This is a genomic window from Pseudomonas sp. B14(2022) (assembly GCF_012030485.1).
Lineage (GTDB): Bacteria > Pseudomonadota > Gammaproteobacteria > Pseudomonadales > Pseudomonadaceae > Aquipseudomonas.
The window spans coordinates 45,263-67,664 of record NZ_JAAUVM010000025.1; the positions used below are offsets into that span (position 1 = coordinate 45,263).

At 61.2% G+C, this 22,402-nt stretch carries 15 protein-coding genes and 1 pseudogene; 2 read left to right on the forward strand and 14 right to left on the reverse strand.

Going from position 1 to position 22,402, the window contains the following annotated elements:
- Positions 1-36 precede the first annotated feature (36 nt).
- The 13 genes from HCF10_RS26710 to HCF10_RS26770 form a co-directional block, all read right to left on the reverse strand.
- Positions 37-306 carry a DUF2934 domain-containing protein gene (locus HCF10_RS26710; RefSeq protein ID WP_131696149.1) on the reverse strand — a complete coding sequence of 90 codons (270 nt, stop codon included), beginning with the start codon at positions 304-306 and terminating at the stop codon, positions 37-39.
- A gap of 24 nt (positions 307-330) precedes the next feature.
- A complete protein-coding gene (locus HCF10_RS26715; RefSeq protein ID WP_167656747.1) occupies positions 331-3,081 on the reverse strand; it encodes a malto-oligosyltrehalose synthase in 2,751 nt (916 codons plus the stop codon).
- The gene (gene malQ, locus HCF10_RS26720) at positions 3,078-5,162 is read right to left on the reverse strand and encodes a 4-alpha-glucanotransferase (RefSeq protein WP_167656748.1); all 2,085 of its coding nucleotides are present in this window, start codon (positions 5,160-5,162) and stop codon (positions 3,078-3,080) included. The genes HCF10_RS26715 and malQ overlap by 4 nt, the downstream gene beginning before the upstream one ends.
- On the reverse strand, positions 5,159-6,904 hold the full coding sequence (treZ, locus tag HCF10_RS26725; protein ID WP_145337753.1) for a malto-oligosyltrehalose trehalohydrolase: 1,746 nt from the start codon (positions 6,902-6,904) through the stop codon (positions 5,159-5,161). The genes malQ and treZ overlap by 4 nt, the downstream gene beginning before the upstream one ends.
- A 19-nt stretch (positions 6,905-6,923) precedes the next feature.
- Positions 6,924-8,480, reverse strand: coding sequence for a glycogen synthase GlgA (gene glgA / locus HCF10_RS26730; protein WP_131696153.1), 1,557 nt, complete (start codon positions 8,478-8,480; stop codon positions 6,924-6,926).
- A 492-nt stretch (positions 8,481-8,972) separates the two neighbouring features.
- Positions 8,973-9,926: a D-2-hydroxyacid dehydrogenase family protein gene (locus HCF10_RS26735; RefSeq protein ID WP_167656749.1), complete on the reverse strand. Its 954-nt coding sequence runs from the start codon at positions 9,924-9,926 to the stop codon at positions 8,973-8,975.
- A 25-nt stretch (positions 9,927-9,951) separates the two neighbouring features.
- Positions 9,952-10,953, reverse strand: a complete 1,002-nt coding sequence (locus HCF10_RS26740) for an alpha/beta fold hydrolase (protein WP_145337755.1) — start codon at positions 10,951-10,953, stop codon at positions 9,952-9,954.
- A 44-nt stretch (positions 10,954-10,997) separates the two neighbouring features.
- The gene (locus tag HCF10_RS26745) at positions 10,998-11,441 is read right to left on the reverse strand and encodes a YqaA family protein (protein WP_131696156.1); all 444 of its coding nucleotides are present in this window, start codon (positions 11,439-11,441) and stop codon (positions 10,998-11,000) included.
- Positions 11,442-11,444: 3 nt separating this feature from the next.
- Complete coding sequence (locus HCF10_RS26750) at positions 11,445-11,891, reverse strand: DUF411 domain-containing protein (RefSeq protein ID WP_131696157.1); 447 nt, start codon at positions 11,889-11,891, stop codon at positions 11,445-11,447.
- Between the two features lie 81 nt (positions 11,892-11,972).
- Positions 11,973-12,431, reverse strand: a complete 459-nt coding sequence (locus tag HCF10_RS26755) for an SRPBCC family protein (protein ID WP_131696158.1) — start codon at positions 12,429-12,431, stop codon at positions 11,973-11,975.
- A gap of 90 nt (positions 12,432-12,521) precedes the next feature.
- Positions 12,522-14,516: a methyl-accepting chemotaxis protein gene (locus HCF10_RS26760; RefSeq protein WP_131696159.1), complete on the reverse strand. Its 1,995-nt coding sequence runs from the start codon at positions 14,514-14,516 to the stop codon at positions 12,522-12,524.
- 169 nt (positions 14,517-14,685) lie between these two features.
- Complete coding sequence (locus tag HCF10_RS31730; protein WP_272954126.1) at positions 14,686-16,290, reverse strand: M91 family zinc metallopeptidase; 1,605 nt, start codon at positions 16,288-16,290, stop codon at positions 14,686-14,688.
- A gap of 166 nt (positions 16,291-16,456) precedes the next feature.
- The gene (locus HCF10_RS26770) at positions 16,457-17,452 is read right to left on the reverse strand and encodes an aldo/keto reductase (RefSeq protein ID WP_167656751.1); all 996 of its coding nucleotides are present in this window, start codon (positions 17,450-17,452) and stop codon (positions 16,457-16,459) included.
- A gap of 118 nt (positions 17,453-17,570) precedes the next feature.
- Between HCF10_RS26770 and HCF10_RS26775 the strand changes: the two genes are divergently transcribed.
- A complete protein-coding gene (locus HCF10_RS26775; RefSeq protein ID WP_131696161.1) occupies positions 17,571-18,482 on the forward strand; it encodes a LysR family transcriptional regulator in 912 nt (303 codons plus the stop codon).
- Positions 18,483-18,484: 2 nt separating this feature from the next.
- Positions 18,485-18,577, forward strand: a pseudogene (locus HCF10_RS26780) (ABC transporter permease); the annotation flags it as partial.
- A gap of 32 nt (positions 18,578-18,609) precedes the next feature.
- On the opposite strand, the gene HCF10_RS26785 reads toward HCF10_RS26780, so the two are convergent.
- Positions 18,610-22,131 (reverse strand): membrane-targeted effector domain-containing toxin, encoded by a 3,522-nt coding sequence (locus tag HCF10_RS26785; RefSeq protein WP_167656752.1) that lies wholly within the window; start codon positions 22,129-22,131, stop codon positions 18,610-18,612.
- Between the last annotated feature and the right edge of the window lie 271 nt (positions 22,132-22,402).

Genomic DNA, 22,402 nt, shown 5'->3' on the forward strand with positions numbered 1-22,402 from the left:
GACAGCGCCGGCAAAAGGTTCGTGGCGCCGTGCGCGTTAAGCCTTGGGCTTTTTCGGCGCTGGCGGCTTCTTGGCCGCCGGGGGCGCCGGTTTGCTCGCGGTTGGCGCAGGTGGCTTGGCCTTTGCCGCAGGCTTGGGGGCGGTCTTGGGCTTGGCGGCGGGCTTGGGTTTGCTCGGCGTCAGTGCTTCGGCTTCGGCCAGCTTGCGCGCCATCTCCCAGTGGCGCGCGTCTTCCCCGTGGGGTTTGCCTTCAGACTCCCAGATCTGATGCGCCAGTTCGCGTATGCGTTTGTCTTCAGTACTCATCACAATGCTCCTCACAGAAAATTTTCAGCTTTCTTGATCATCAGAATTGATAAAGACATTGACCGGGAAATCCCCCAGGGCAGTGCTGATCAACAGCTCCTTGTCTGGTGTGACTGCGCCTGTATGAAAAAGTCCCTTCCAGTTTTGCGTTGGCATGGCGAACGGTAATTTCACCCGGGTATCGCCCCAAACCTGCGCATTGATCTGGGGATGCACACCGTTTTCAAGCAGGTCATGGGACCAACGTGGCACCACCACCAGCAGGCGTTTGCCCTGGTGTTCGCGGCAGAACGCGACCACCCGTTCGGCGTGTCGGCCGACGACTTCCAGTGCTGTATAGCGGCCGTTGCGGAACACGTCCGGATGGGCCTTGCGCAAGGCCAGTACGTGGGCAATCAATGTTTGCTTGATACGCCCGTCACGCCAGTTGAACAACAGTTCGCCGATGTCCGGCAGGGTATTGAGTGCGTGTTGCCGCGCGGTGAAATCCACCGGACGACGGTTGTCCGGGTCCACCAGGCTGAAGTCCCAGAACTCATCGCCCTGGTACAGGTCCGGCACACCCGGCACGGTAATGCGAAGCAAAGTTTGCGCCAGTCCGTTGACCGCGCCGGCGGGGGCGATGGCCTGGGCGGCGCTGCCGATTGCGCTGCGCAGCGGCTGACCTTCATCACTGAGCAGCAGACGTGTGAGAAAGGCTTCGACCCCCTGTTCATAGGCCTCGTTGGGCGCGCTCCAACTGCTCTGCAACTTGGCTTCGCGCAGGGCTTTTTGTTGCCACTGCCACAGTCGCTGGTGATAGCCCTCGAAGTCTTCGGCCTGGTCCAGCGGCCAACTGCCCAGCAGCACCTGATACAGGATCAGCTCATCGCCGGCCGACGGTGTGGTCGCGTCGTCGCGCAACGGTGCTGCCAGGGTGCGCCAATGCTCCACTTGCTCGACGTACCACGGCGCGCACTCGCTGAGCACGGCCAGGCGCGCACGGGTGTCTTCGCCACGCTTGTGGTCATGGGTGGCGGTGGCCAGCAGGTTGTCGGGGAAGGCCTGCAAACGCTGTTGATTGATGGCGTGAAACTCGGCCAACGGCGCGCTGAACTGCTCGGTACTGAAGCCCACATCGTTGCGCGACAGCAGCACGGCCGAGCGGTAGAACGCGGTGTCTTCCACGGCCTTGGCGGCAGCCGGCGAGGTCAGTTGCTGGAAGCGCACACAGGCATGCTTAAGGATCTTGCGCTCACGGCCCACCGGGCGATTGCGCCAGGGTTGGCCGCCGAGCCATTTTTCCAGGTGTTCGAGCACCGGCCAGTCGCCCTCGCCAAGTGTCGTACGGGCGCCGTCCAGGGCCTGCTGGAACACTTTGTCGTCGTCGGCGCTACGGCCGCGGGCGCTGATATAGGTGCGGTACACCGGGAAATGCACGATCAGCTCCTGCAACGCGCGACGGATCGCGCCGAGGGTCAGGTCGCGGGTCATCACATCGTCGCGGGCCACTTGCAACAGGGCCTGGGCCACGCTTTCAAAGTCGCCGCCGAGGGAGCCGTTGAGGATTTGCTGGCGGGCCAGCCGCGCCTCTTCGATAAACGCCGAGGGCCGTTCGCTGTGCCGCGTCCATAAGTCCGCCAGCGGCGCAAAGCCCTCGGGATGGTGTTGCAGCAGCGACAACTGGTTCATGAATTCGTAGCCGGTGGTGCCGTCCACTTGCCAGTCTTCGCGCAGGGTTTCGCCCTCGCCGAGGATTTTTTCCACGAAGATCGGCAAGTGCCGCTCGGGCGACAGCGAATCCACCCGACGCCGCAGCTTGCGGCAGTAACCGCGCGGATCGGCCAGGCCGTCGATGTGGTCGATGCGCAGGCCATCCACCAAGCCTTCGCTGATCAGTTCGAAGATCTTGCCGTGGGTGGCTTCGAACACAGCGGTGCGCTCCACGCGCAACCCGCCGAGTTCGTTGACGTCGAAGAAGCGCCGCCAGTTGATGTCGTCTGCCGCCGTGCGCCAGCTGGCCAGGCGATAGGCCTGTTGCTCGAGCAGGTGGTGCAGACGGTTGAAGCCCTCCGGCGTGCGTCCGTCGAACTCGGTCAGCCGCTGTTCGATAGTCTCCAGGACTTCTGTGGCGCGTTCGGCCAATACCTGCTTGAGCCAGGCGGCTTCGGCGTAGGCATCATCCTGATAGGCCAGGGCGCTGAAGCGGTCGGCCAGAGGTTTGAGCCGCTCGTCGGCACCGAGGATGGCCGCGTAATCCCGTGGGCAGATAGGGAAGCGGTGTTCGTAGTGCTCAACGTAAAACACGCCGTGTGCCGCATCGAAATGCAGCGTCAGCGTACCGCTCTGCAAAGCTTCGCCGTAGTCGCTGCCGAGGAAGGGCATGAGCAATTGGCCCTTGAGCAGCGGGTCGGGCGAATGCCATTGGATGTCGAAGAATTCGCTGTAGGGGCTCAAGCGGCCCCATTCCAACAGGTCCAGCCACCAAGGGTTGTCGGCGCCGCCCACAGCCATATGGTTGGACACGATATCGAGGATCAGCCCCATATCGTGTTCGCGTAGGGCTGCGACCAGACGGCGCAAGGCCGGTTCGCCGCCCAGCTCCGGGTTAACGCTGGTGGGGTCGACCACATCGTAGCCATGCATGGAGCCGGCGCGGGCGCTCAACAATGGCGAGGCATACAGGTGGCTGATGCCCAATTGGGCGAAATACGGCACCAGGGGTACCGCGTCATCCAGGGTAAAACCTTTGTGAAATTGCAGGCGCTGGGTAGCGCGCAGGGGGAGGGCTTTCATCGGTCTCGCTCATAGGCTTGGTTGCGCGCGACGGCCAGCAGTTCGAGGCGGCGCGCGGCACCGGCGTTGTCGAGGAGGCTGGAAGCCTCGCCCGGTAAACGACGGCGCCAATTAGGGTGGGTGTCGGTGGTGCCGGGCAGGTTGGCTTGTTCTTCGAGGCCCAGGGCGTCTTCCAGCGGCAACAGCACCAGCGGCGCACGGGTGTGGCCGAGGTAGCGCACGCTGGCGTCGATCATGTGGTCGGTTTCGTTGCGGATCTCATCGACGAAGTTCTGCGGGTCCTGGCTCAAGGCCTGGCGCAGCGCCTGGCGTTCACGCAGGCGGTGTTCGCTCCATTGCTCCACGGTAGGGGCATCGATCAGGCCCAGCTGGACGTTCCAGTCGATATCACCGCTGTGCCACCAACCGTTGAGGGTCGGCAAATCGTGGGTGCTGGTGGTGGCCAGGGCGTTATCCGGCCAGTCCAGGATCGGGTTGAACTGGCCATCGTGGCCCTGTTCGAACAACAGCACGCGCATGCCGAGGATCGAGCGGGCGATGAGTTTTTCGCGCAGCCCATCGGGCACCGTGCCGAGGTCTTCTCCGAGCACGATGGCCTGGTGGCGGTGGGATTCCAGCGCCAGCAGGCGCAACAGGTCGTCTACCGGGTAATACAGGTAAGCGCCTTCACGCGGCGAGGCGTCCATGGGAATCACCCACAGGCGTTGCAGGCCCATTACATGGTCGATGCGCAAGCCGCCGGCATGGGCGAAGTTGGCCCGCAGCATCTCGATAAACGCGCGGAAGCCGTTGCGCTTGAGACCCTCGGGCGAGAACGCGGAAATGCCCCAGCCCTGGCCGGCGCGGTTAAGGATGTCGGGTGGCGCGCCCACGGTCAGGTCGGCCAGCAACTCATCCTGGCGGCTCCAGGCCTGGCTGCCACCGCCGTCGGCGCCGACGGCCAGGTCAGCGATCAAGCCGACCCCCATGCCGCTGCCTTTGGCGGCTTGTTGGGCGCGCTCCAGGCAACGGGCGATCAGCCATTGGCCGAAGGCGTAGAAGCCGATCTCGGCGTGATGCTCTTCGGCGAACGCAACCAGCGCAGGGCTCTGCGGCGAACGCCACTCTTCGGGCCAGTGGCGCCAGTCAAGGTCCTCGCCTGCAGCGGCGCGCACAGCCTGCACGGCTTCGAAGCGGCAATGGTTCTCCAGGGCCTCGCCACCGGCCTGGCGAAAGCTCAGAAAGTCGGCGTGCTGCGGGTGATGGCCGTGACGGAAGTCTTCATACAGCGCGCGTAGCAGGCGCTGTTTGGCCTGGGCGGCGACAGGCCAGTCGATCAGGGTGTGCTGTTCCAGCGCGTGCAACTCTTCTTCCAGGCCAATGGCTTCAATCGCATTGCGCACCTCGCGTTCACCCAGAATACAGGCGGGCGAGGCATACAGGCTGTTGAGGAACAGGCGGCTGGACGGCGAGTACGGGCTGTAGCGTTCGGTGTCGGCACTGAACATCGCGTGCATCGGGCTGATCGCCAGCGCATCGGCGCCGCGTTCGGCGGCGGAGCGGGCCAGGTGTTCCAGGGCCAGGGTGTCGCCGAAACCGCCATCGCCCAAGCGGCGCAGTGAATACAGCTGGGCGCTCAGGCCCCAGGCGCGGGCGGGCCGGGTGTCCACCGCTTCGGCCACGCTGTAGCAATGGGTGGGTGCGACGGCCAAGGTGAAGCTTTGGTCGTTGATATGCACGTGGTGGTAGCCCAGGGCGATAACGCCGGGCAATACGGAGTCGCCGTCGAGGCGCAGCTCCAGGGTCTCGCCGCCTTCGAGGTTGACCCGGCACAGGGTGTCAGGTTCGAAGTAGCGAGCCAGGTCGAGGCCTTCACCGCTGTCGACGGTCATCAGGGGCGGCAGGTGCTTGTCTTGTTGCACGCGCTCCAGTTCAAGCAGGCTGGCGTTGATGTCGGCATCGCTGTCGGCCGGGTGGCCCAGGCCTTTGAGAACCGCGCGCAGGGCGTCGGGTGTCACTCGTTGCGGGCGGCCGTTTGCATCGATCCAATCGACGGCCAGGCCCGCGCGGCTGGCGAGGATTTCCAGGTTCGCTTCGCTCAAGGGTGCTCTCCAACAGGGGATAAAGTGACGCGGGCGCTGAAGGGCGGCAGTTGCGCACCTTGTAGGGCCGGCGTTTCAAACAGGACCGGCGCGGTCGCCGGGTGATCCAGCGGCGTGGCGCTCAGGTTCAGGTCGATCTGCAGCAGGCTGCCGTTACCCAGGCGCCAGCGCGCACTGACGGCCGCGTAGGCAAGCACCTGCGCGCCCAATGCCTCGGCGCCAGGCAGGTGCGGCACGATATGCCGATGGCGCAGGCTGAGCAGTTGGCGATAGAGCTGAGCGTGTTCGTTGCCGGCGATCACTGGGGCCGATTGCTCGAATGTCGACAGCGCGTTGGGGTCGGGGATGCGTTCACGTCGCTCGGGATCGTGGAACGCTGCGAAGTCGGCAAACTCATTGCGCCGGCCTTCACGCACCGCTTCGGCCAGTTCACCGTGGTGGTCGGTAAAAAACAGGAACGGCTCGCTGGCGTTCGCCTCATCCCCCATGAACATCAGCGGAATCATCGGCGACAACAGCAGCAGGGCGGTTGCAGCCTTGAGCGCCTGGGGCGAGCAAAGCTGGTGCAGGCGTTCGCCCAGGGCGCGGTTGCCGATCTGGTCGTGGTTCTGCAGGAAGGACACAAAGGCCGTGGGCCGCAGTTCACTGCTCGGCTCGCCACGTTCATGACCATGGCGGGTGGTGTGGCCCTGATAGATAAACCCTTCGCCCAGGCAGCGGGCGAGTTTGGTCGTGGGGTCCTGGGCAAAGTCGCTGTAATAGGCATCGGTTTCGCCGGTCAACAACACGTGCAGCACGTTATGGAAGTCATCATTCCATTGCGCGTCGAAATCCTCCTTGAGCAGGCTGGCCTGGTTCAGCTCGTTTTCCAGCACCAGCCACACATGACGACCGGTATCCACCTGCTGGCGTACCCGATGCGCGAGTTCCTGGAGGAAACCGGGGTTGTCGATAGCGTGCACCGCGTCCAGGCGCAGGCCGTCGAAGCGGTACTCGAGCAGCCACATCAGTGCGTTGTCGAGGAAGAAATTCCGCACTTCACGACGCTCGAAGTCGATACCGGCCCCCCACGGCGTGTGCACGTCTTCCTGGAAGAAGCCCTTGGCGTATTGGCCCAGGTAATTGCCGTCAGGGCCGAAGTGGTTGTAAACCACGTCGAGGATCACGGCGAGGCCGTGCTCGTGGGCGCTGTCGATCAGGTGTTTAAGTTGCTCGGGCGAGCCGTAGGAGGAGTGTGGTGCGTAGGGCAGCACGCCGTCATAACCCCAGTTGCGCTCACCGGGAAATTGCGCCAGCGGCATCAATTCAAGCGCGGTGACGCCCAGCTCGGCCAGGCGTGGCAGGTGCTTTTCGACTTCGGCGTAGCCGCCCATCGCGCCTACGTGCAATTCGTAGATCACCGCTTCGTGCCAGGGACGGCCTTGCCAATTGGCGTGGCGCCATGGGTAGGCGAGCGGGTCGACTACCAGGCTCCAACCATGCACGTCCGAGGCCTGGGCCCGGGACGCGGGGTCGGGAACATCCATTTCCCCATCAATGTTGTAGCGGTAGCGCGTGCCCGCCGGGCACTTTACTTCAGTCTCGAACCAGCCATCTGCCTGGGGCAGCATGGCGATGGATTTACCGTTTTCCAATTCAACGCTGACATAAAACGCGTCTGGCGCCCACAAGGCAAAACGCGTGTGTTGCGCGTCCAGCATGAATGCGCCGTGGGGCCAGGTTTCCAAAGTCCGTAACGGCATCTATGAAGACCTCCCTTGATTATTTAGTCGATTTCCCCAAGGCCTTGGCCACCAGTTGTTCATACAGCTCGGCGTACGGTTCCACCGCCTGGCACCAGTTGAAGGGTTGGGTCATGGCGCGGCTGCGCATGGCGTTGAGCAGGCCTTTATTGGCGAATACCCGGAACGCGCGGCTCAGGGCTTCTTCGTAGCTTTCTACGGTGGACTCATTGAACAGGAAGCCGGTGACGCCATTCTCGATGGTGTCCGCCAGCCCGCCGGTATTACGTGCCACCGGCAGCGAGCCGAAGCGCTGGGCATACATCTGGCTCAGGCCGCAGGGCTCGTAGCGCGAAGGCATCAGCAGAAAGTCACTGCCGGCGAACATGCGCCGCGCATCGGTCTCGTTGAAGCCGATGCGTACACCGACCTGGCCTGGGAAGCGCAGCGCCAGTTCACGCATGGCCTGTTCTTCTTCCGGCTCGCCGCGCCCGATAATGGCGATCTGGCCGCCGTTTTCGACGATAAAGCTGGCTACTGCTTCGGTGAGGTCCAGGCCCTTCTGGTAAACCAGGCGCGAGACCACCGCGAACAGCGGGCCGGTGGAAGCATGCAGGCCGAACAGTTCGCGCACGTGGTCGGCATTGACGGCCTTGCCTTCCCAGTCACCGATATTGAAGTTATGGGTCAGGTGCGTGTCGGTGGAGGTTTCCCAGCTTTCATCGATGCCGTTGGGGATGCCACTGAGCAGGCCTTGCTGGGTCTTGGCGGCGAGGAAACCGTCGAGACCACAGCCGAATTCCGGCGTGGTGATTTCCTGGGCGTAGGTCGCGCTCACGGTGGTGATGTGGCTGGAATACGCCATGCCCGCCTTGAGGAACGACATCTTGCCGTAGAACTCCATGCCTTCCTGCTGCAGGGCGTGCGGCGGAATGCCCAGCTCCGGTGTAGAGGCCAGGCTGACCACGCCCTGATAGGCGAGGTTATGAATGGTGAACAGGGTCGGTGTGCGTGACCCACGCCAGTGCATATAGGCGGGTGCCAGGCCAGCGGGCCAGTCATGGGCGTGCACCAGGTCCGGGCACCAGTGGATCTGGGCGAGGTTGGCGGCCATGTCGGCAGCGGCCAGGCCCAGGCGGGCGAAGCGGATATGGTTGTCGGGCCAGTCGCGACCATTGTTGGCGCCGTACGGCGTGCCTTCGCGCTCGTAGAGCTCGGGGCAGATCAGCACATAGATGACCAGGCCGTCCTTGAGGTCCATGCGCCCGATCTTGCACGGCGGCAACGCGGCGTGGCCACCCAGCTCACCGATGATATGGATCGGGTTGTCGCTTTCCATCACCTGCGGATAACCGGGGATCAGGACGCGAACATCGTGCAAATGAGCCATGGCGCGCGGCAGGGCCGCGGACACGTCGCCCAGGCCACCGGTTTTCACCAGGTCGGCGAACTCGGAGGTGACGAACAATACCTTCTTTCGATTGGGATTATTACTCACGATCGGCCGCACAGTGTTGGGCAGGTCGGCCAGTGACGTTGGCCCCTCTGCCGCCTTACTAAAACGCTCTCCCTGAGTATCTACAGCGGCACTGATCATAGTTCTCTCCCAATGTTGGTTGGCTAATGGCCCGCTGCCACTAGCTCCGAAGACCGCATCCTGCGGCCAGGCGCACAAGCGCTATACAAACTGGCAAGGCTTATGCCAGTTGCACGGTCGGCTTAAATAGATTGGATAGACGGGCATCGGGCTGTGAACCGTATACGCTCGCCTTACCTTAAAACTGGACCTACGGCAGAGTTCGAAAGTTTCGATTTTTTGCGGGGTTTTTGTTTTGGAACGGACCCATCGGTCATCAGTCTAGGACAGATCCCAGAGCCTGTAGGGTTTATGTGGGAATTTTGTAGGACAAAAACTTGTAACGATATGCGAAGTTGTACGCTACGAGATTTTTGTGGGGGCGGGGGGCCTGTGGCGAGGGAGCTTGCTCCCGCTGGAATGCGAGGCGCTCCCTGGATTTCAGGGCCGCTTCGCGCCCCAACGGGAGCAAGCTCCCTCTCCACAGTAGCGCAGCCGCCCTGTAATGGTGCGTCAGCCGAGCACGCGAATGGGCGCGCCATTGGTCCAGGCCTGGATGTCTTCAATCATCTGCTGATAGAACTGCCGGTAGTTCTGCTCGCTTACATAGCCCACATGCGGAGTGGCGAGTACGTTGGGCAAGTGGCGGAACGGGTGATCGACCGGCAACGGCTCTTCGGCGTACACATCCAGTGCCGCGCCTGCCAGGCGACCAGCGGTCAATGCCTGCACCAGCGCCTGCTCATCAACAATCGGCCCGCGCGCGGTATTCACCAACCGGGCCGTCGGTTTCATCCAGCTCAATGCCTCGGCGTCGACCAGGCCACGGCTGCGGTCGCTGAGCACCAAATGAATCGTGAGAATGTCGGCCTGCTCAAACAGCTCGCGCTTGCTGACCCAGGTCACCCCGGCTTGCGCCGCGCGCTCCGGCGTGAGGTTTTCGCTCCAGGCCAGCACCCGCATACCGAATACCTGGGCGAACTGCGCGACCTTCTGGCCAATGCTGCCCAGCCCGAGAATGCTCAGGGTCTTGCCGTACAGGTCGCCTCCCAGGCCCACCTGCCAGCCACCCGCGCGCAGTGAGCTGGCTTCGGCCAGCAGATTGCGCGTAGACGCCATGATCAGCGCCCAGGTCAGCTCCGGCGCCGCTTGCTTATAGCTGTCGGTGCCGCACACCTGGATGCCCAGGGCCTTGGCGGCGGCAAGGTCTATGGCGGCATTGCGCATGCCGCCGGTGACCAGCAACTTGAGGTTGGGCAGACCCTGCAGCAGGGCTCTGTCGAAGGTCGAGCGTTCACGCATGACGCAAATAACCGCGAACCCCTTCAAACGCTCAATCATCGTGGCGGTATCTGCCGGGTAATCGTGCAGGAAATGCACCTGCCCCACGGCCTCCAGCACCGACCAATCCACCACGCCACTGGCCACATTCTGCCAATCATCAATGACTGCGATCTGTACCGACATGCTCGCGTGCCTCGAAAAAGTTGGATTAAAGGGCGTTCAACCCCTGCAACAGCGCCTGGTGAAACTTCGCGGGCTCTTCCATCTGCGGCGCATGGCCCAGGCCTGGGAACTCCACCAGTGTGGCGTGGGGAATCAGCTTGGCCACTTGCTTGCCCAATACCGCGTAGTTGCCGATCCTGGCCTTGACCGCCGGCGGCGCAATGTCTTTGCCGATGGCGGTGGTGTCGGCGGTACCGATGAGCAACAGGGTGGGCATCTGCAGGTTCTTGAACTCGTAGTACACCGGCTGGGTGAAGATCATGTCGTAAATCAACGCCGAGTTCCATGCGACCAGCGTGTGCCCGGGGCCATTGCTCAGGCCCGCATACATGTCTACCCAACGCTCGTACTCAGGCTTCCAGCGCCCGACGTAATAGGTGTTGAGCTGGTACTTGCGAATCCCCTCGGCGCTGACTTTTTGCTCCCGCGCATACCATTGGTCGACGCTGAGCGAGGGCACGCCCAAGGCTTTCCAGTCTTCCAGGCCAATAGGATTGACCAGCCCGAGCTGTTCGGTCTGCTCGGGGTACATCAGCGCGTAACGGGTGGCGAGCATGCCGCCGGTGGAATGGCCGAGCAGCGTGGCCTTCTGAATGCCGAGTTTTTCCAGCAGTTGGTGGGTGTTGAGGGCCAACTGCTGGAAGCTGTACTGGTAGTGGTCGGGCTTGCTGGAACTGCAGAAGCCGATCTGGTCCGGTGCAATTACCCGGTAACCGGCGTCGCTCAAGGCCTTGATCGTGCTTTCCCAGGTGGCGCCGCAAAAGTTCTTGCCATGCATCAGTACTACGCTGCGGCCGTTGGGTTGCCCCTTGGCCGGCACGTCCATGTAGCCCATTTGCAGGGATTTACCTTGGGATTGGAATTGGAAATGTTCGAGGGGATAGGGGTATTGGAAGCCTTGCAGCTCAGGGCCATAGCTGGCGGCGAACGCCGGGGCGATGCTGGCCGTCAGCAGGCCGGCGATGCAAAAAGCACGGGATAGAGGCATGGGCGGGGCTCCGAGTAGAGTGCTCGGATGCTGTTTGCGGGGGATTAACGGGGGATTAACACCCACTGCAAGGTGATAGCGGCGAGTACCGCGTATCGCAGGCCCTTGGCCAGGGTCACCAGCAGCAGGAACCGCCACAACGGCTCACGCATCACCCCGGCCACCAACGTCAGCGGGTCGCCTATGACAGGCACCCAACTGAGCAGCAGCGTCCAGTGCCCCCAGCGTTGGTAATGGTGGCGGGCTTTTTCCAACTGCTTGTCGCTGACCGGAAACCAGCGGCGCTGCTTGAAGTGTTCCACCCAGCGTCCCAGCCACCAATTGACCAGCGAGCCGAGGACATTGCCCAAGGTGGCAATCCCCAGCAGTAACCACAGGCTGTAATGCCCGCTGATCAACAGGCCGACCAGCACCGCCTCCGATTGCAGCGGCAGTAACGTCGCCGCGCCGAATGCGGCGAGAAACAGCCCCAGGTAACCCACCGGCACCGATCAGTGCGCCGGGTAGTCCGCCACCACCACATCCTGACCGTCGCGGGTCAGGCCGATGACTTGATACGCCTCGGCATGACCCTCCATTTCCATGCCGGGCGAACCCATGGGCATGCCCGGTGCGGCGATTCCCAGCAGGTCGTCGCGCTTGCGCAAGGCCAATACCTGCTCGGCGGGCACATGGCCTTCGACGAACTTGCCGTCGATCACGGCGGTATGGCACGAGCCCAGGCGCGGGGCCACGCCCAACCGCTGTTTGACCGCGCTCATGTCGGCTTCGACATGGTCGTTGACCTTGAAGCCGTTGCTTTCCAGATGGCTGATCCACTTTTTGCAGCAGCCGCAATTGGCGTCGCGGTGCACATCGATGGGGATCAGGTCGGCGGCCTGGGCCAAGGTGGTGGTGAGCAGCGCTGAAAGCAGGGCCAATCGCAAGGGGGTTTTCATCGAGGTCTCGTCCAATACCGGGCAGTAGGCGGGGCATTCTCCCTGCTTTTTCGCAGAGGGCGTCGCGGTAATGTTTCAAAATTATACAGAGTGCGAGTTTTCCATCCGCTGCTTGAGACGGTCCAGTGCAATCGCCGACAGCTCGATCATCCGTTCATGGAGGCTGGCCAACTGCAATTCGGTTTCATAGGTCAGCACGCGCTTGAACAGGGTGCCGTCGCGAAAGGCCTGCAAAAAGTAGTGAATCGAGCCGTCGACCGCCAGTGAGGTGAACACCGTCTTGAACTCGTCGGGACGCCGGGCGATCTGCACGCGGTAGCTCATGGGCACGCGTACGCCCAGCAAGTCGATCATTTCGGTAAAGCGTGCACCGGCGTGGAGTGGGCCGGTGGTGCCGGTGTCGGCACCGAGGGAAGTGGGGTGCCATTCGTGCCAGCGATCCGGTTGGGTCACATAGTCGTAAACGGCATCGATAGGGGCCTGGATAAAACGTTCCTGACTGATCCGCTCCAATCGGACCGACTGCTCGGCAGCGCGCATGGCACACCTCCTGTGTGGCGGGGCTGAACACTTGGAACTGTCAGAATAGTCCCACTCCCGCACATTGCACGGGAGTGTTTCAGCCATTTATCAGCGCACCTTGAAACGGCTCATCAATGCAATCACCCGGCCATTGGCGTCCAGCAGGCTTTGCGTATTGGTTTCCGTGGCATGCCCGCTTTGCACCAGCTCTTCGACCATATGTCGGATATGCACCATGCTGCGGTTGATCTCTTCGGTCACCGCACTTTGCTGCTCGGCAGCGGTGGCGATCTGGGTGCTGAGGTTATTGATATGGCTGACCGAACCGGCCATCTCGTCGAGGCCGCTGTTCACCCGCGCCGTGGCATCCGCCGCCGACTGGCAGCTGGCCTGGGTGTTTTCCATGGCCGCTACCGACGAACTCACACCGGTGGTCAGGCGCGCGAGCATCTCATTGATCTGCGAGGTGCTGGCCTGGGTACGCGCCGCCAGTGCGCGGACTTCGTCTGCCACCACCGCAAAACCACGGCCTTGCTCGCCAGCCCGCGCGGCTTCAATCGCGGCGTTGAGGGCCAGCAGGTTGGTCTGGCCGGCAATCGCGCCGATCACGCCGAGGGTTTCGGTGATGCGCGCGGCGTCCTGGCGCATGTTCTCGACGGTGTGGGTGGCACTGGCGACTTCGCCGATCAGCGCGCTGACACTGGTGGACGCTTCACCCACCACCACGCGGGAGCGGTCGGCGTGTTCGTTGGCGCGTTGGGTGAACGAGGCCGTTTCCGCCGCGTTTTGCGCCACGGTGTCGGCGGTGGAGCTCATTTCGGTGATCGCGGTGACGGTCTGGTCGGTCTCCGAGGCGTGGCGCACCAGGATGCTGTTGGTGTGCGCCGAGGTGTGCTGCAATTGCTCAAGGCCCGATGACATGGCCCCGGTGGCCTGGGTCACTTCGCCGATCATGTCTTGCAAGTAGACGATAAAGCGGTTCACCGAATGGCCGATGGCGCCCAGTTCGTCTTCGGCGCGGATGGTGATGCGCCGCGTCAGGTCGGCATCGCCGGTGGACAGCGCGTCGATGTTGGTCTTCAGGGTTTTCATGCGCTGCACCAGTTGGCGGATCGCATACACCGCCAGCAGCACCAGCAGCAACACCATGGGAATCTGCAGCAGGGCCAGGCTGCCGAGCACGTCATCGCGCTGGGCGGTGATCAGCGAGGTGGGCAGGGCGGTGGCGAGGAACCACGGTGTGCCTTCGATGGGGCGCATGTAGAAGGTGCTGGCCACGCCCTGGTTGTCGAACTCGCTGCGCTGCAAGGCCTGGTCGCGATGGGCGAGGGCTTTGCTGACCTGGGTGGCAAAGGCTGAGGTGCCGGTCAACTCACTGATGTTCTTCAGGACCACGGGGCTGCTCAGGCGTGTGCTGTTGCTGATGATCTTGCCGTCGCCTTCGACGATCAGCATCTGCCCGCCGATGTCCTTTTCCTTGCTCGCAACCAGTTCGTTGAAGAAGCCCAGGGTCACGTCGATGGTGGCCACGCCGTACGCCGCGCCGTCACGCTGGATCGCCATGGCGCAGTTGGTGCGTGGCTCCTGGCTGGCGTCGTCCTTGTAGGCCGCGGCCCAGGCACATTGGCCGCGTGGCGAAGCGAGGCCGCCCTTGTACCAGCTCTGGTCGTAATAGTTGGGGGCGGGGTCGCTGTTCCAGAACGTGTTCACTGCCAGCTTGCCCGCCGCATCACGGTGCCAGAAGGTGCTGTGTTTATTGCGCCCCGGCGTGCGCTGGTTGGGCAGCGGCCAGATACCCCCACCGAAGACCTTCAGCTCACCATATTGGTCGACCAGGCCGGGCAGGACCTTGTCGATGGCATCGCTGTCGAGCAGCGGGATGGTTTGGGTGATGGTGCGTTGCTGGGACTGAACCTTGTTCAGTTCGCCCTGGATCTGTTCGGCCACCTCACTGATGCGGTTGAGCACCACCTGTTCTTCGGTATGGCGCAGCGTGGGCGCGACCAACTGGCCGATACCGACGACGGTCAACACGAATAGCACCAGGACGAACAGCACCAGAAACAGGGTATAGCGAGCTTGGATGGAGCGCAGTGGGGGCATGGGGGTCGTCCTTACGAAGCGTTTATTATCGACGCGGCTTTTTGGAGCTTCGTAGGGCTATCGGCTTGGCGAGGAAGAGCTTTAGGTATCCTGGTGCGAAGTTCAAGAACGGCTATACAGCGAGGTTGACGGCTTTCCTCGCTATATAGGCTGATCTATAAGCGTTCTACTAGGTACCGTCGCCTTGTTCGCTGGTCTCAAGAGTGACAAAACGCCTCAATGGCTTGCCCATCTCTTCGCTCAAGGCGTTCTCGGTGAACGGTTTCGGATTGATTGTGCCCGGTGCTGTCGAGGGGTCGTTATCGAAGTCGAAGGGGTCGGCGTCGTTAGGTAAACCAACAACTTGGCGCTCAAAATTGTTGACCTGCAACTCTTTGCCAGGGTGCAGATGCTCGGTGGTTACACCATCCAGGAAGGTTCCGGTAGCGCCGTTGTACGCGTGGCCAATCTCATGGAAGAGTTGGGTTACGGGAACCCACGTGTGTTTACCGTCAGCGCGCTCCCTGGTGGCCGCAGGGTCATAAGTGATCGTGGCGAGATCAGCCCGCGCATCACCTGCAACGCCATTCTCGATGAAGTAACTCGCGGGAACCCCAGTGTCTTCTGGCACGTCATCCGCTGTCGAGCTTGCTTCTTCAACATATGATTCTTCGTGCTCTTGCGAGGCGTCAAACAGGTAGGAAGTATTGGCATTACCCTCTTGCCGAACAGTGACCTTCCCACCATTCGTCACTGCGAGTTCATCCATTTTGGTGAGGGCCTGTTGGCCGATGGGTGAGCTGCGTAGAAATTCGAAATCGTCGGCAACGCGTTGTCTGAATGCCTGCTGCTGCTCCTCAGAGGCACCTGTTACTCCTTCTACCGTAAACCCCTGCTCGCCGACATTGCTCGGTTTCACCTCGGTAAAGGCAGAGCCTGTCGTACGGTCAAACCGATCATTGGCGCTGGCGTAAATACGGTCGTGCCGCTGGTTATTCCAGATCTCGTTATTGCCTTTGCCGGTGTAAAACGTGGTGCGACCGAAGTGGTTGCCGATCAACACGTCATTCTGATTGCCGCCATGTGCAACGGTATGTCCGCTGCCTGAGACCAGTACGTCGCCGTCATCCCCGCCGTCCAGATAACTCTGTTTATGAGTAGGGCCAAAGCCCGCGAGAAGCAAGTCACTGCCTTTATTTCCGTACATGACAGTATTGCCGCTGCCACCGATAAGCGTGTCGTTGCCGTCGTTGCCCTCGGCATAACCGAGGCCGCTGCCCAGGCGCAAGGTATCGTTGCCAAGCCCGCCGTAGAGCCTGCTGCGGCCACCTCCCGCCTGGATGAAGTCATGGCCATCACCGCCTTCAACGGTCACACGAAGCTTGACGTCATCGTCGATGATGACTGTGTCGTCACCGCCAGTGGTGTCGATCCACAGTTCTTGATTGCGGTCTCTTTCTTCTTTGATATCAATTACGTGGGGCTTGCCGTTGATCAGTATTTGCAGCTTGTCGCCCGGCCAACTGCGCACATGGAGATGGTCAGCGCGGTCACCGGTTTCCACTTGCAGATAATTATTCAGGATCTCCGGTTTTGCGGGGTCACTTGGGTCCCAGTCGACGATCCTGCTGATTTTGATGTCACCTTCGGCGAACAGCAGGTGCGTCCTGCGGTTAATGATGCCTGGCGTCAGGTCGGTCGGGGGCGTGTAGGGCGAGGCGTCTGTCTTATCGAGAGGCGTGGGTAGCTGGGCGTTTAGTTGGGAGGTCAAGGAGTGCGCAAGCGCAGATAACATGGGCATGTCCTTTTGGGTCGACGCGTAATAGAAGCCTGACTTCGCATCAGGGTTGCTATTACGTGGAGTTCCGACCGCAAACGTTCCAGGCGCTCGGGGCAGATTTAGTGCACCAGGTTTCGTCGTTGGGGCACCGCAATCCAGGTGCCCCCAGTGAGCTTGGCCTTCAGATATCCAGCATGGCCATCACGTCTGCGGGATAGCGCAGGCCGGCGGTTGCCTCTGCGGGAAAGATCGCATTGAGTGCCGCCCGCTCGGTCGAGCTGAGGTCGAGCGATACGGCCGCGACGTTCTCCTCCAGGTACTTGCGTTGCTTGGTGCCGGGGATCGGAATGATGAAGTCGCCTTGTGCCAATACCCAGGCCAGTGCCAGTTGCCCGGCGGTTACGCCTTTGTCTGCCGCGAGGGTTTGAACCTGCTTCACCAACGCCAGGTTCTTCGCGAAATTTTCGCCCTGGAAGCGTGGGTTGGTGCGGCGGTAGTCATCGGCATCGAAGTCATCCGGGCTTTTCAGGGCGCCGGTCAGGAATCCTCGGCCCAGTGGGCTGTAAGGCACAAACGCAATCCCCAGGCGTTGGCAGGCCGCGAGGCAGCCGTTGCTTTCCTGGTCGCGGCTCCACAGGGAATATTCGCTCTGCAGGGCGCTGATCGGGTGCACGTTATGGGCGCGTTCCAGCGTGGCGGCGGATGCCTCGCTCAGCCCCAGGTAACGCACCTTGCCTTGCTGCACCAGTTCGGCCATGGCGCCGACGGTTTCTTCGATGGCCACCTGCGGGTCGATACGGTGTTGGTAGTAGAGATCCAGGGTGTCCACCCCCAGGCGCTGCAAGGTGCCGTTGATGGCATCGCGAATGTACTCGGGGCGCCCGTTTACCCCACGCAACGCCGGGTTGGTTGGGTCACGCACGATGCCGAACTTGCTCGCCAGGAACACCTGGTCACGTTTACCGGCAATGGCTTTGCCGATCAGTTGCTCATTGGTATGGGGGCCGTACATATCCGCGGTATCGAGAAAGTTGACGCCCAACTCCAAGGCGCGATGCAGCGTGGCGGTTGCCTCCGTGGTGTCGGTGCCGGGGGTGTAGAAGTCGGTCATGCCCATGCAGCCGAGGCCGATGGCAGAGACCCGTGGGCCGTTTTTTCCGAGTTGACGAGTGTGCATGGGTTCAGCTCCTGAGTGGGGAAGGGCTCCATTGTTACTCTCGAAAAAATTGGGATAAACCGGCTAAAAGCACTATCACTATTCGTAATATCTAAATAATCCGCGTAAGGAGTCGCCCGTGGACCGTTTCAACGCGATGCGCGTATTTACCCGAATTGTTGAACTGGGCGGGTTTGCCAAGGCCGCCGACAGCCTGCAACTGCCGCGCGCTTCGGTGACTATCCTGATCAAGCAATTGGAAGCGCACCTGGGCGTGCAGTTGCTGCAACGCACCACGCGCCAGGTGAGCCCGACCCTGGATGGCGCTGCGTATTACCAGCGCTGCGTACAGTTGCTCACCGACCTGGAAGAAACCGAGGCGGTGTTCTCCACTCGCCGCCAGAACCCGCGCGGCACCTTGAGTGTGGACATGCCTTCGGGCATCGGGCGCTTGATTGTGATTCCCGCGTTGCCGGCGTTCACCGCGCGCTATCCGCAGATCGAATTGGACATAGGCCTGAACGACCGCCCGGTGGACCTGATCCGCGAAGGTGTCGATTGTGTGCTGCGTGGCGGCCTGGCCTTGGATGAGTCGCTGGTAGCCAGGCCTTTGGCAATGATGGACCAGTTGACCTTGGCGAGCCCCGGGTATCTGGAACGCATGGGCGTACCCGCGTCCCTTGAGGATCTGGCCAATCACCAGATGGTCGAGTATGTCTCCACGGCCAGCGGCAAGCGGTTCGGCCTGGAGTTTCTGGTCGACAACGCCGTGCGCCCGATCCATTTGCCCAAGCGCGTGGCGGTCAACAGCTCCGACGGCTATTTCGCCGCGTGCGAAGCCGGCTACGGCCTGATTCAGGCGCCGCACTATCACGCGATGCGGCAACTGGCCCAAGGCAGCCTGGTGCCCGTGCTGGCGCAATTGCCGGTGCCGAAAATGGCACTGACGGCGCTGTATCCGCCGCATCGCCAGTTGTCGCAGCGGGTGAGGGTGTTTGTGGATTGGCTGGTTGAGCTGTGCAGCCAGCCAGGCACCGGTTTGCAACGCTAGGCCTGGGCCACGTGCTGACCGGCGTGCGGCTGGCCATCGGGATGTTGTCGGGCGTGCTGGTGCCATGCGAAATGCTCGGGGCCATTGGGGGTCTGGCCCTGGGCTATGGTTTTCGCGTGGGGGAAACCTACTGCGTCCGGTATATCTGTAGATCCCCCGGAACGCCTCCAGCATTTACCGGTTTGGCAGGGTCTGTCGCATGGTTCCTCAGCCTCATGCCCGTAGGGGCTGAGTATTTTGGATGGGTGTAGACACCAACGCCGATGCCACCAGTCAACTCAGCCAGGCCGGGGACGCCTTCGGAGGTATTCATGTGTGAATACCCCACCAACGCCGCCCATTTTTCAGTGCCGGAATTTGCCTGGATGGTTTCTGCGGCATAGTAGTTGAACTCTCTGAGTCGTTTTTCAGAGCCGGCGCCTGTGGTGGTTGGCACGCGCGCGTCGTGAAGGTCCTTATGCCGTGTGAGGTAATAGTGGTCGAGCGGCAAGACTTCTATGCCGTTGTCACTGAGCTTTTTTTTCAGCTCTTCAAAGGTCGGGTTAGTGCGAGGGGTTTTGGTTTGCCCGATGATGCCAATGCCGTCATCCACAAGCCCGTGGGGCATATCGATCAAGCCTTCGAAATAGAATTTTTTGACGCCTTGGGTTTTTAACGTTTCGACGTTTTCGAAAATTGTCCGGAAACTCGCCATCTGTTTATGGCTTTCCCCAAACACCACGCCGTCCGAGGCTTTATAGGCCTCTTCAATCAGCTCGGGTACAGACACCTCTTTCGGCATCGGTGGCAGGGTTGGGCGTGCCGGAAGCCCCGAATGCTTCAGCGCATCGTAGTAATCGTCCATTTCCTGTTTGAATTTGTTCATCGTTGCCAGCTTGGTATCCGGCTTGAAATGGTCCGCCTCCAGTTTCCCCCGCATGCTTTCGACATAGTCGCCCTCGGGCAATGGTTTTCGAACACGTAGCGACCGGCCGCTGCTGTCAATGGGGTTGAATCTCTGCCCATGACGCTGCCTGGGTGAGTGCGTCAATGGCGACCTGGGTGACAGTGTGTCAAGCGGGTTGAAATCGTTCAGGGGCGTCCCGTAGGGTTTCATCTTGGCCGCGTCGTAGGCATACCGTTGTCCATTAGAGAGGATCGTGTCTGCCTCATAGGTCTGGTCCGCGATCTTGAACGTGCCGCGTGTGATGGGCCCATGCTCGCGGCTGACAGCCTGGATTAACGTGCCACTGGTGGCCTTGATCTTGTCCACGCCCTTGCCGATCATCTTGACGCTACCCTCGATGAGATTGCCCACCCCACTGACAGGATTGAGTTCGCCGATAAGGGTGGTGCCGAGGATTCTGGCGATCTTGAGGGCCTTGGTCGTCGCGCTGACCGCCTTGGCGCCGACTTTGGCCACTTTCGCTGCCGTGCCCACACCGGCAGTGACAAAGCCGAAGATATCCATGCCCAGATCGACGGCGCCATCCAGGTAGTTCCCCTCGACAAAGTTCTGGATCGCCGATTTGAACGGAATCAGGTCAAGGAAGAAATTGGCGAGTTTCGACTGGGTTTCCATTTGCCGGTCGAAGGTGGTCGCTCCCTTGGCCTCCTTGATCACATCTTCGTTATCGATATCCAAGTGTTGGATAAACACGTCAGTGAGGGCCTGCGTCCGGGTACTGGAGAAACTGTTGGGAACGGGCAGTGGGTTTTGGGCTTTCTGGCTTTGTTCAAACACCGTTTCAGCCATACCTTTGGGGGGGAACGCCTCTATGGGGTAGACCCGGTTGGCGTTGCGCTCGCGCTCTTGGGTCAATACGGTGTCGGGAACGGGTTTAACAGTGCCTTGCTTTAAATCCACTTCATAAACCGTTTGGCTATTCACCCCCGTGGACTTGATCAATAACCTGTGATTTTTTTCCGTCAGGGTTCGGTCGGTAAAGCCCATGCCCAGGGTGTAGGTATGGTTTTGATAGAACTCAAGTTTCCCATATTCCAGATTCTCCCGGTCTTTGAGCGGAAGCTGACTGATCATTTGCTTGACGGCCGTGGCGATGCCTTTTTTCCGAGTGCTCATGGCCTGGGTGAGTTCTGCGTCGAACACTTGGTTTACGTCGAATTGCAGGGACTTGCCTCGTGTGGCATCGATGATCCGATCGTCTGTGGATTCCCACTCATACTGATGCAGCCCGCTCATCGCGATATCCAGCAACGAGTGTGGGCCGGCGGGCGCCCGATTGGGGTCATAGAGCGGTTGGACGTAGGGCTGTGTGGTGCTCTTTACGGTCAGGAGTTTCTCTTCAAAAGGCACGTTCTCGCCAAACCTTTCTTTCAGCTTGGCCAGGGCGATTTCCCTGCGACTGGGGATTTTGGCTTCGATCTGGTCGCTGGCATTTACCCGCGCATCGGCCTGCAGGTTGAAGGCGCCTCTGACCTTTTCAATGTCGCTGGTGTTGTACCGAGCGGCTTCATCTTCAGAGAGCACGCCGTTGACGACGCCCCAGATCCGCAGCGCGGCGGTCTGTGCCTGCTGGGTCACGTCCAGGTCTTGCAGGCCGGCATTTTCGGCTTCCAGCATGACTTGGGCAAAGGTCATATTGGGGACTTTACCCGGTGTCTGGGCTTCTATCGTTGCCGCTGCGATGGACAGGCTGACCCAGGCTGGACTTCCATAGGTCACGTTGGCAGGGATGTCTTTGATCAGCAGTTCGGGGGCTTTCCTCGCCAGTAACAGGTAAGCGCCGACCTTGGCCATTCCAGGCGTGGTGTGGCCTTCGTTATCCAAATGCGCGCTGAGGCTGCCCAACAGCGCTGAAGCGGGTTTGCCCCAGTGATCTCGCTGTGCCAGATCGAAGCCGGCAACCTTGTTCGGCTGGGTCTCGGCAATGGATGACGGATCCAGCAGCAGATGCATGGTGGCCAACAGGTAGTCGTTCACGCTGGAGTCGGTGGCAATACCGTTCAACTGAGTCTGCAAGAATTTGCCCAACGCTTGCGCGCGTGGCGTGCCAAGGAGCGTTTCCAGCGCCTTGGCCGGATCTTTGATGGCCTCGGCGGAAAGTGGCTGGTTGCTGTTCAAGTACTCCAGCACACTCGGGCTTACCCCCATCCGTGGTGGGTTCGAATGCTGGGTCGCATAGCGCCGGGCGGCGTCCACCAGCGAACGTTGCCCAGCGGCCCCCAACGGTAGTGGCCAGGACAGCGCGCCGCCAAAATTGCCCAGAGGGTGTTCCTGGGCTCTGTTGAGCACCGCGTCCGCCAGGGCGGTCAGGGCAAAGTGGCTGGTGGGTACGCTCAAGCCGGACGACCTGATGTAAGCCTCAAGCGTGACGGTGGCACCGGCTTCGGACGAGGAGGACTCGGGATGAATATCGATGGTCGTCGTTTTCAGCGCGCCCAGGATGGCCTGGGGCGTTGCGTCCGCGCCCAGGCGTTTGGCGGTTTCGTTGAGTGTTTGCCCCAGGGTCCGCAGGTTGTGCTTGTCTGCCTGCGCCTGCTCCAAACCGGCATTGGCAACACGCTTGTGGCGGTGTAAATGCAGGGGCGTGGCGGGTTGTGGGGCGGTGGACGACTGGTCGGGCGCTGGCTGGCTTTGGCTATCATTTTGGGGGGAGGGCAGAAAAGAGTGAGGCGGGTGGATGGATACGGAAGAGGGAGTCTGCATGGGTGGGTACCTTTTTTGACATATCAACAAAGGCGCCTGTTATTAGGAGGTTCCCTGTTCCCCAGACGCCCCTTTTGGGTGCGGAAAACACCCGCCGGGGTTCCTTCTCGAAGGCATGCAGTGTGTAAGGTAGGATGTAGATGCTCGCGCGAGTGTTTCAATGCACTCGTCCATCTATCGTGCAAGCCCAGCGGCCCACTGCCGTCGGAGTGAGCGGCACGCCGGACGAGCCAAAGTTTTTCATCACCTGTAACATAAGCCCCTGTCGACC

What these genes read in the sequence shown, in the direction of transcription:
- HCF10_RS26710 (WP_131696149.1), bottom strand. Translation starts at nt 306, where the DNA reads ATGAGTACTGAAGACAAACGCATACGCGAACTGGCGCATCAGATCTGG.
- HCF10_RS26715 (WP_167656747.1), bottom strand. Translation starts at nt 3,081, where the DNA reads ATGAAAGCCCTCCCCCTGCGCGCTACCCAGCGCCTGCAATTTCACAAA.
- treZ (WP_145337753.1), bottom strand. Translation starts at nt 6,904, where the DNA reads ATGCCGTTACGGACTTTGGAAACCTGGCCCCACGGCGCATTCATGCTG.
- glgA (WP_131696153.1), bottom strand. Translation starts at nt 8,480, where the DNA reads ATGATCAGTGCCGCTGTAGATACTCAGGGAGAGCGTTTTAGTAAGGCG.
- HCF10_RS26735 (WP_167656749.1), bottom strand. Translation starts at nt 9,926, where the DNA reads ATGTCGGTACAGATCGCAGTCATTGATGATTGGCAGAATGTGGCCAGT.
- HCF10_RS26740 (WP_145337755.1), bottom strand. Translation starts at nt 10,953, where the DNA reads ATGCCTCTATCCCGTGCTTTTTGCATCGCCGGCCTGCTGACGGCCAGC.
- HCF10_RS26750 (WP_131696157.1), bottom strand. Translation starts at nt 11,891, where the DNA reads ATGAAAACCCCCTTGCGATTGGCCCTGCTTTCAGCGCTGCTCACCACC.
- HCF10_RS26755 (WP_131696158.1), bottom strand. Translation starts at nt 12,431, where the DNA reads ATGCGCGCTGCCGAGCAGTCGGTCCGATTGGAGCGGATCAGTCAGGAA.
- HCF10_RS26760 (WP_131696159.1), bottom strand. Translation starts at nt 14,516, where the DNA reads ATGCCCCCACTGCGCTCCATCCAAGCTCGCTATACCCTGTTTCTGGTG.
- HCF10_RS31730 (WP_272954126.1), bottom strand. Translation starts at nt 16,290, where the DNA reads ATGTTATCTGCGCTTGCGCACTCCTTGACCTCCCAACTAAACGCCCAG.
- HCF10_RS26770 (WP_167656751.1), bottom strand. Translation starts at nt 17,452, where the DNA reads ATGCACACTCGTCAACTCGGAAAAAACGGCCCACGGGTCTCTGCCATC.
- HCF10_RS26785 (WP_167656752.1), bottom strand. Translation starts at nt 22,131, where the DNA reads ATGCAGACTCCCTCTTCCGTATCCATCCACCCGCCTCACTCTTTTCTG.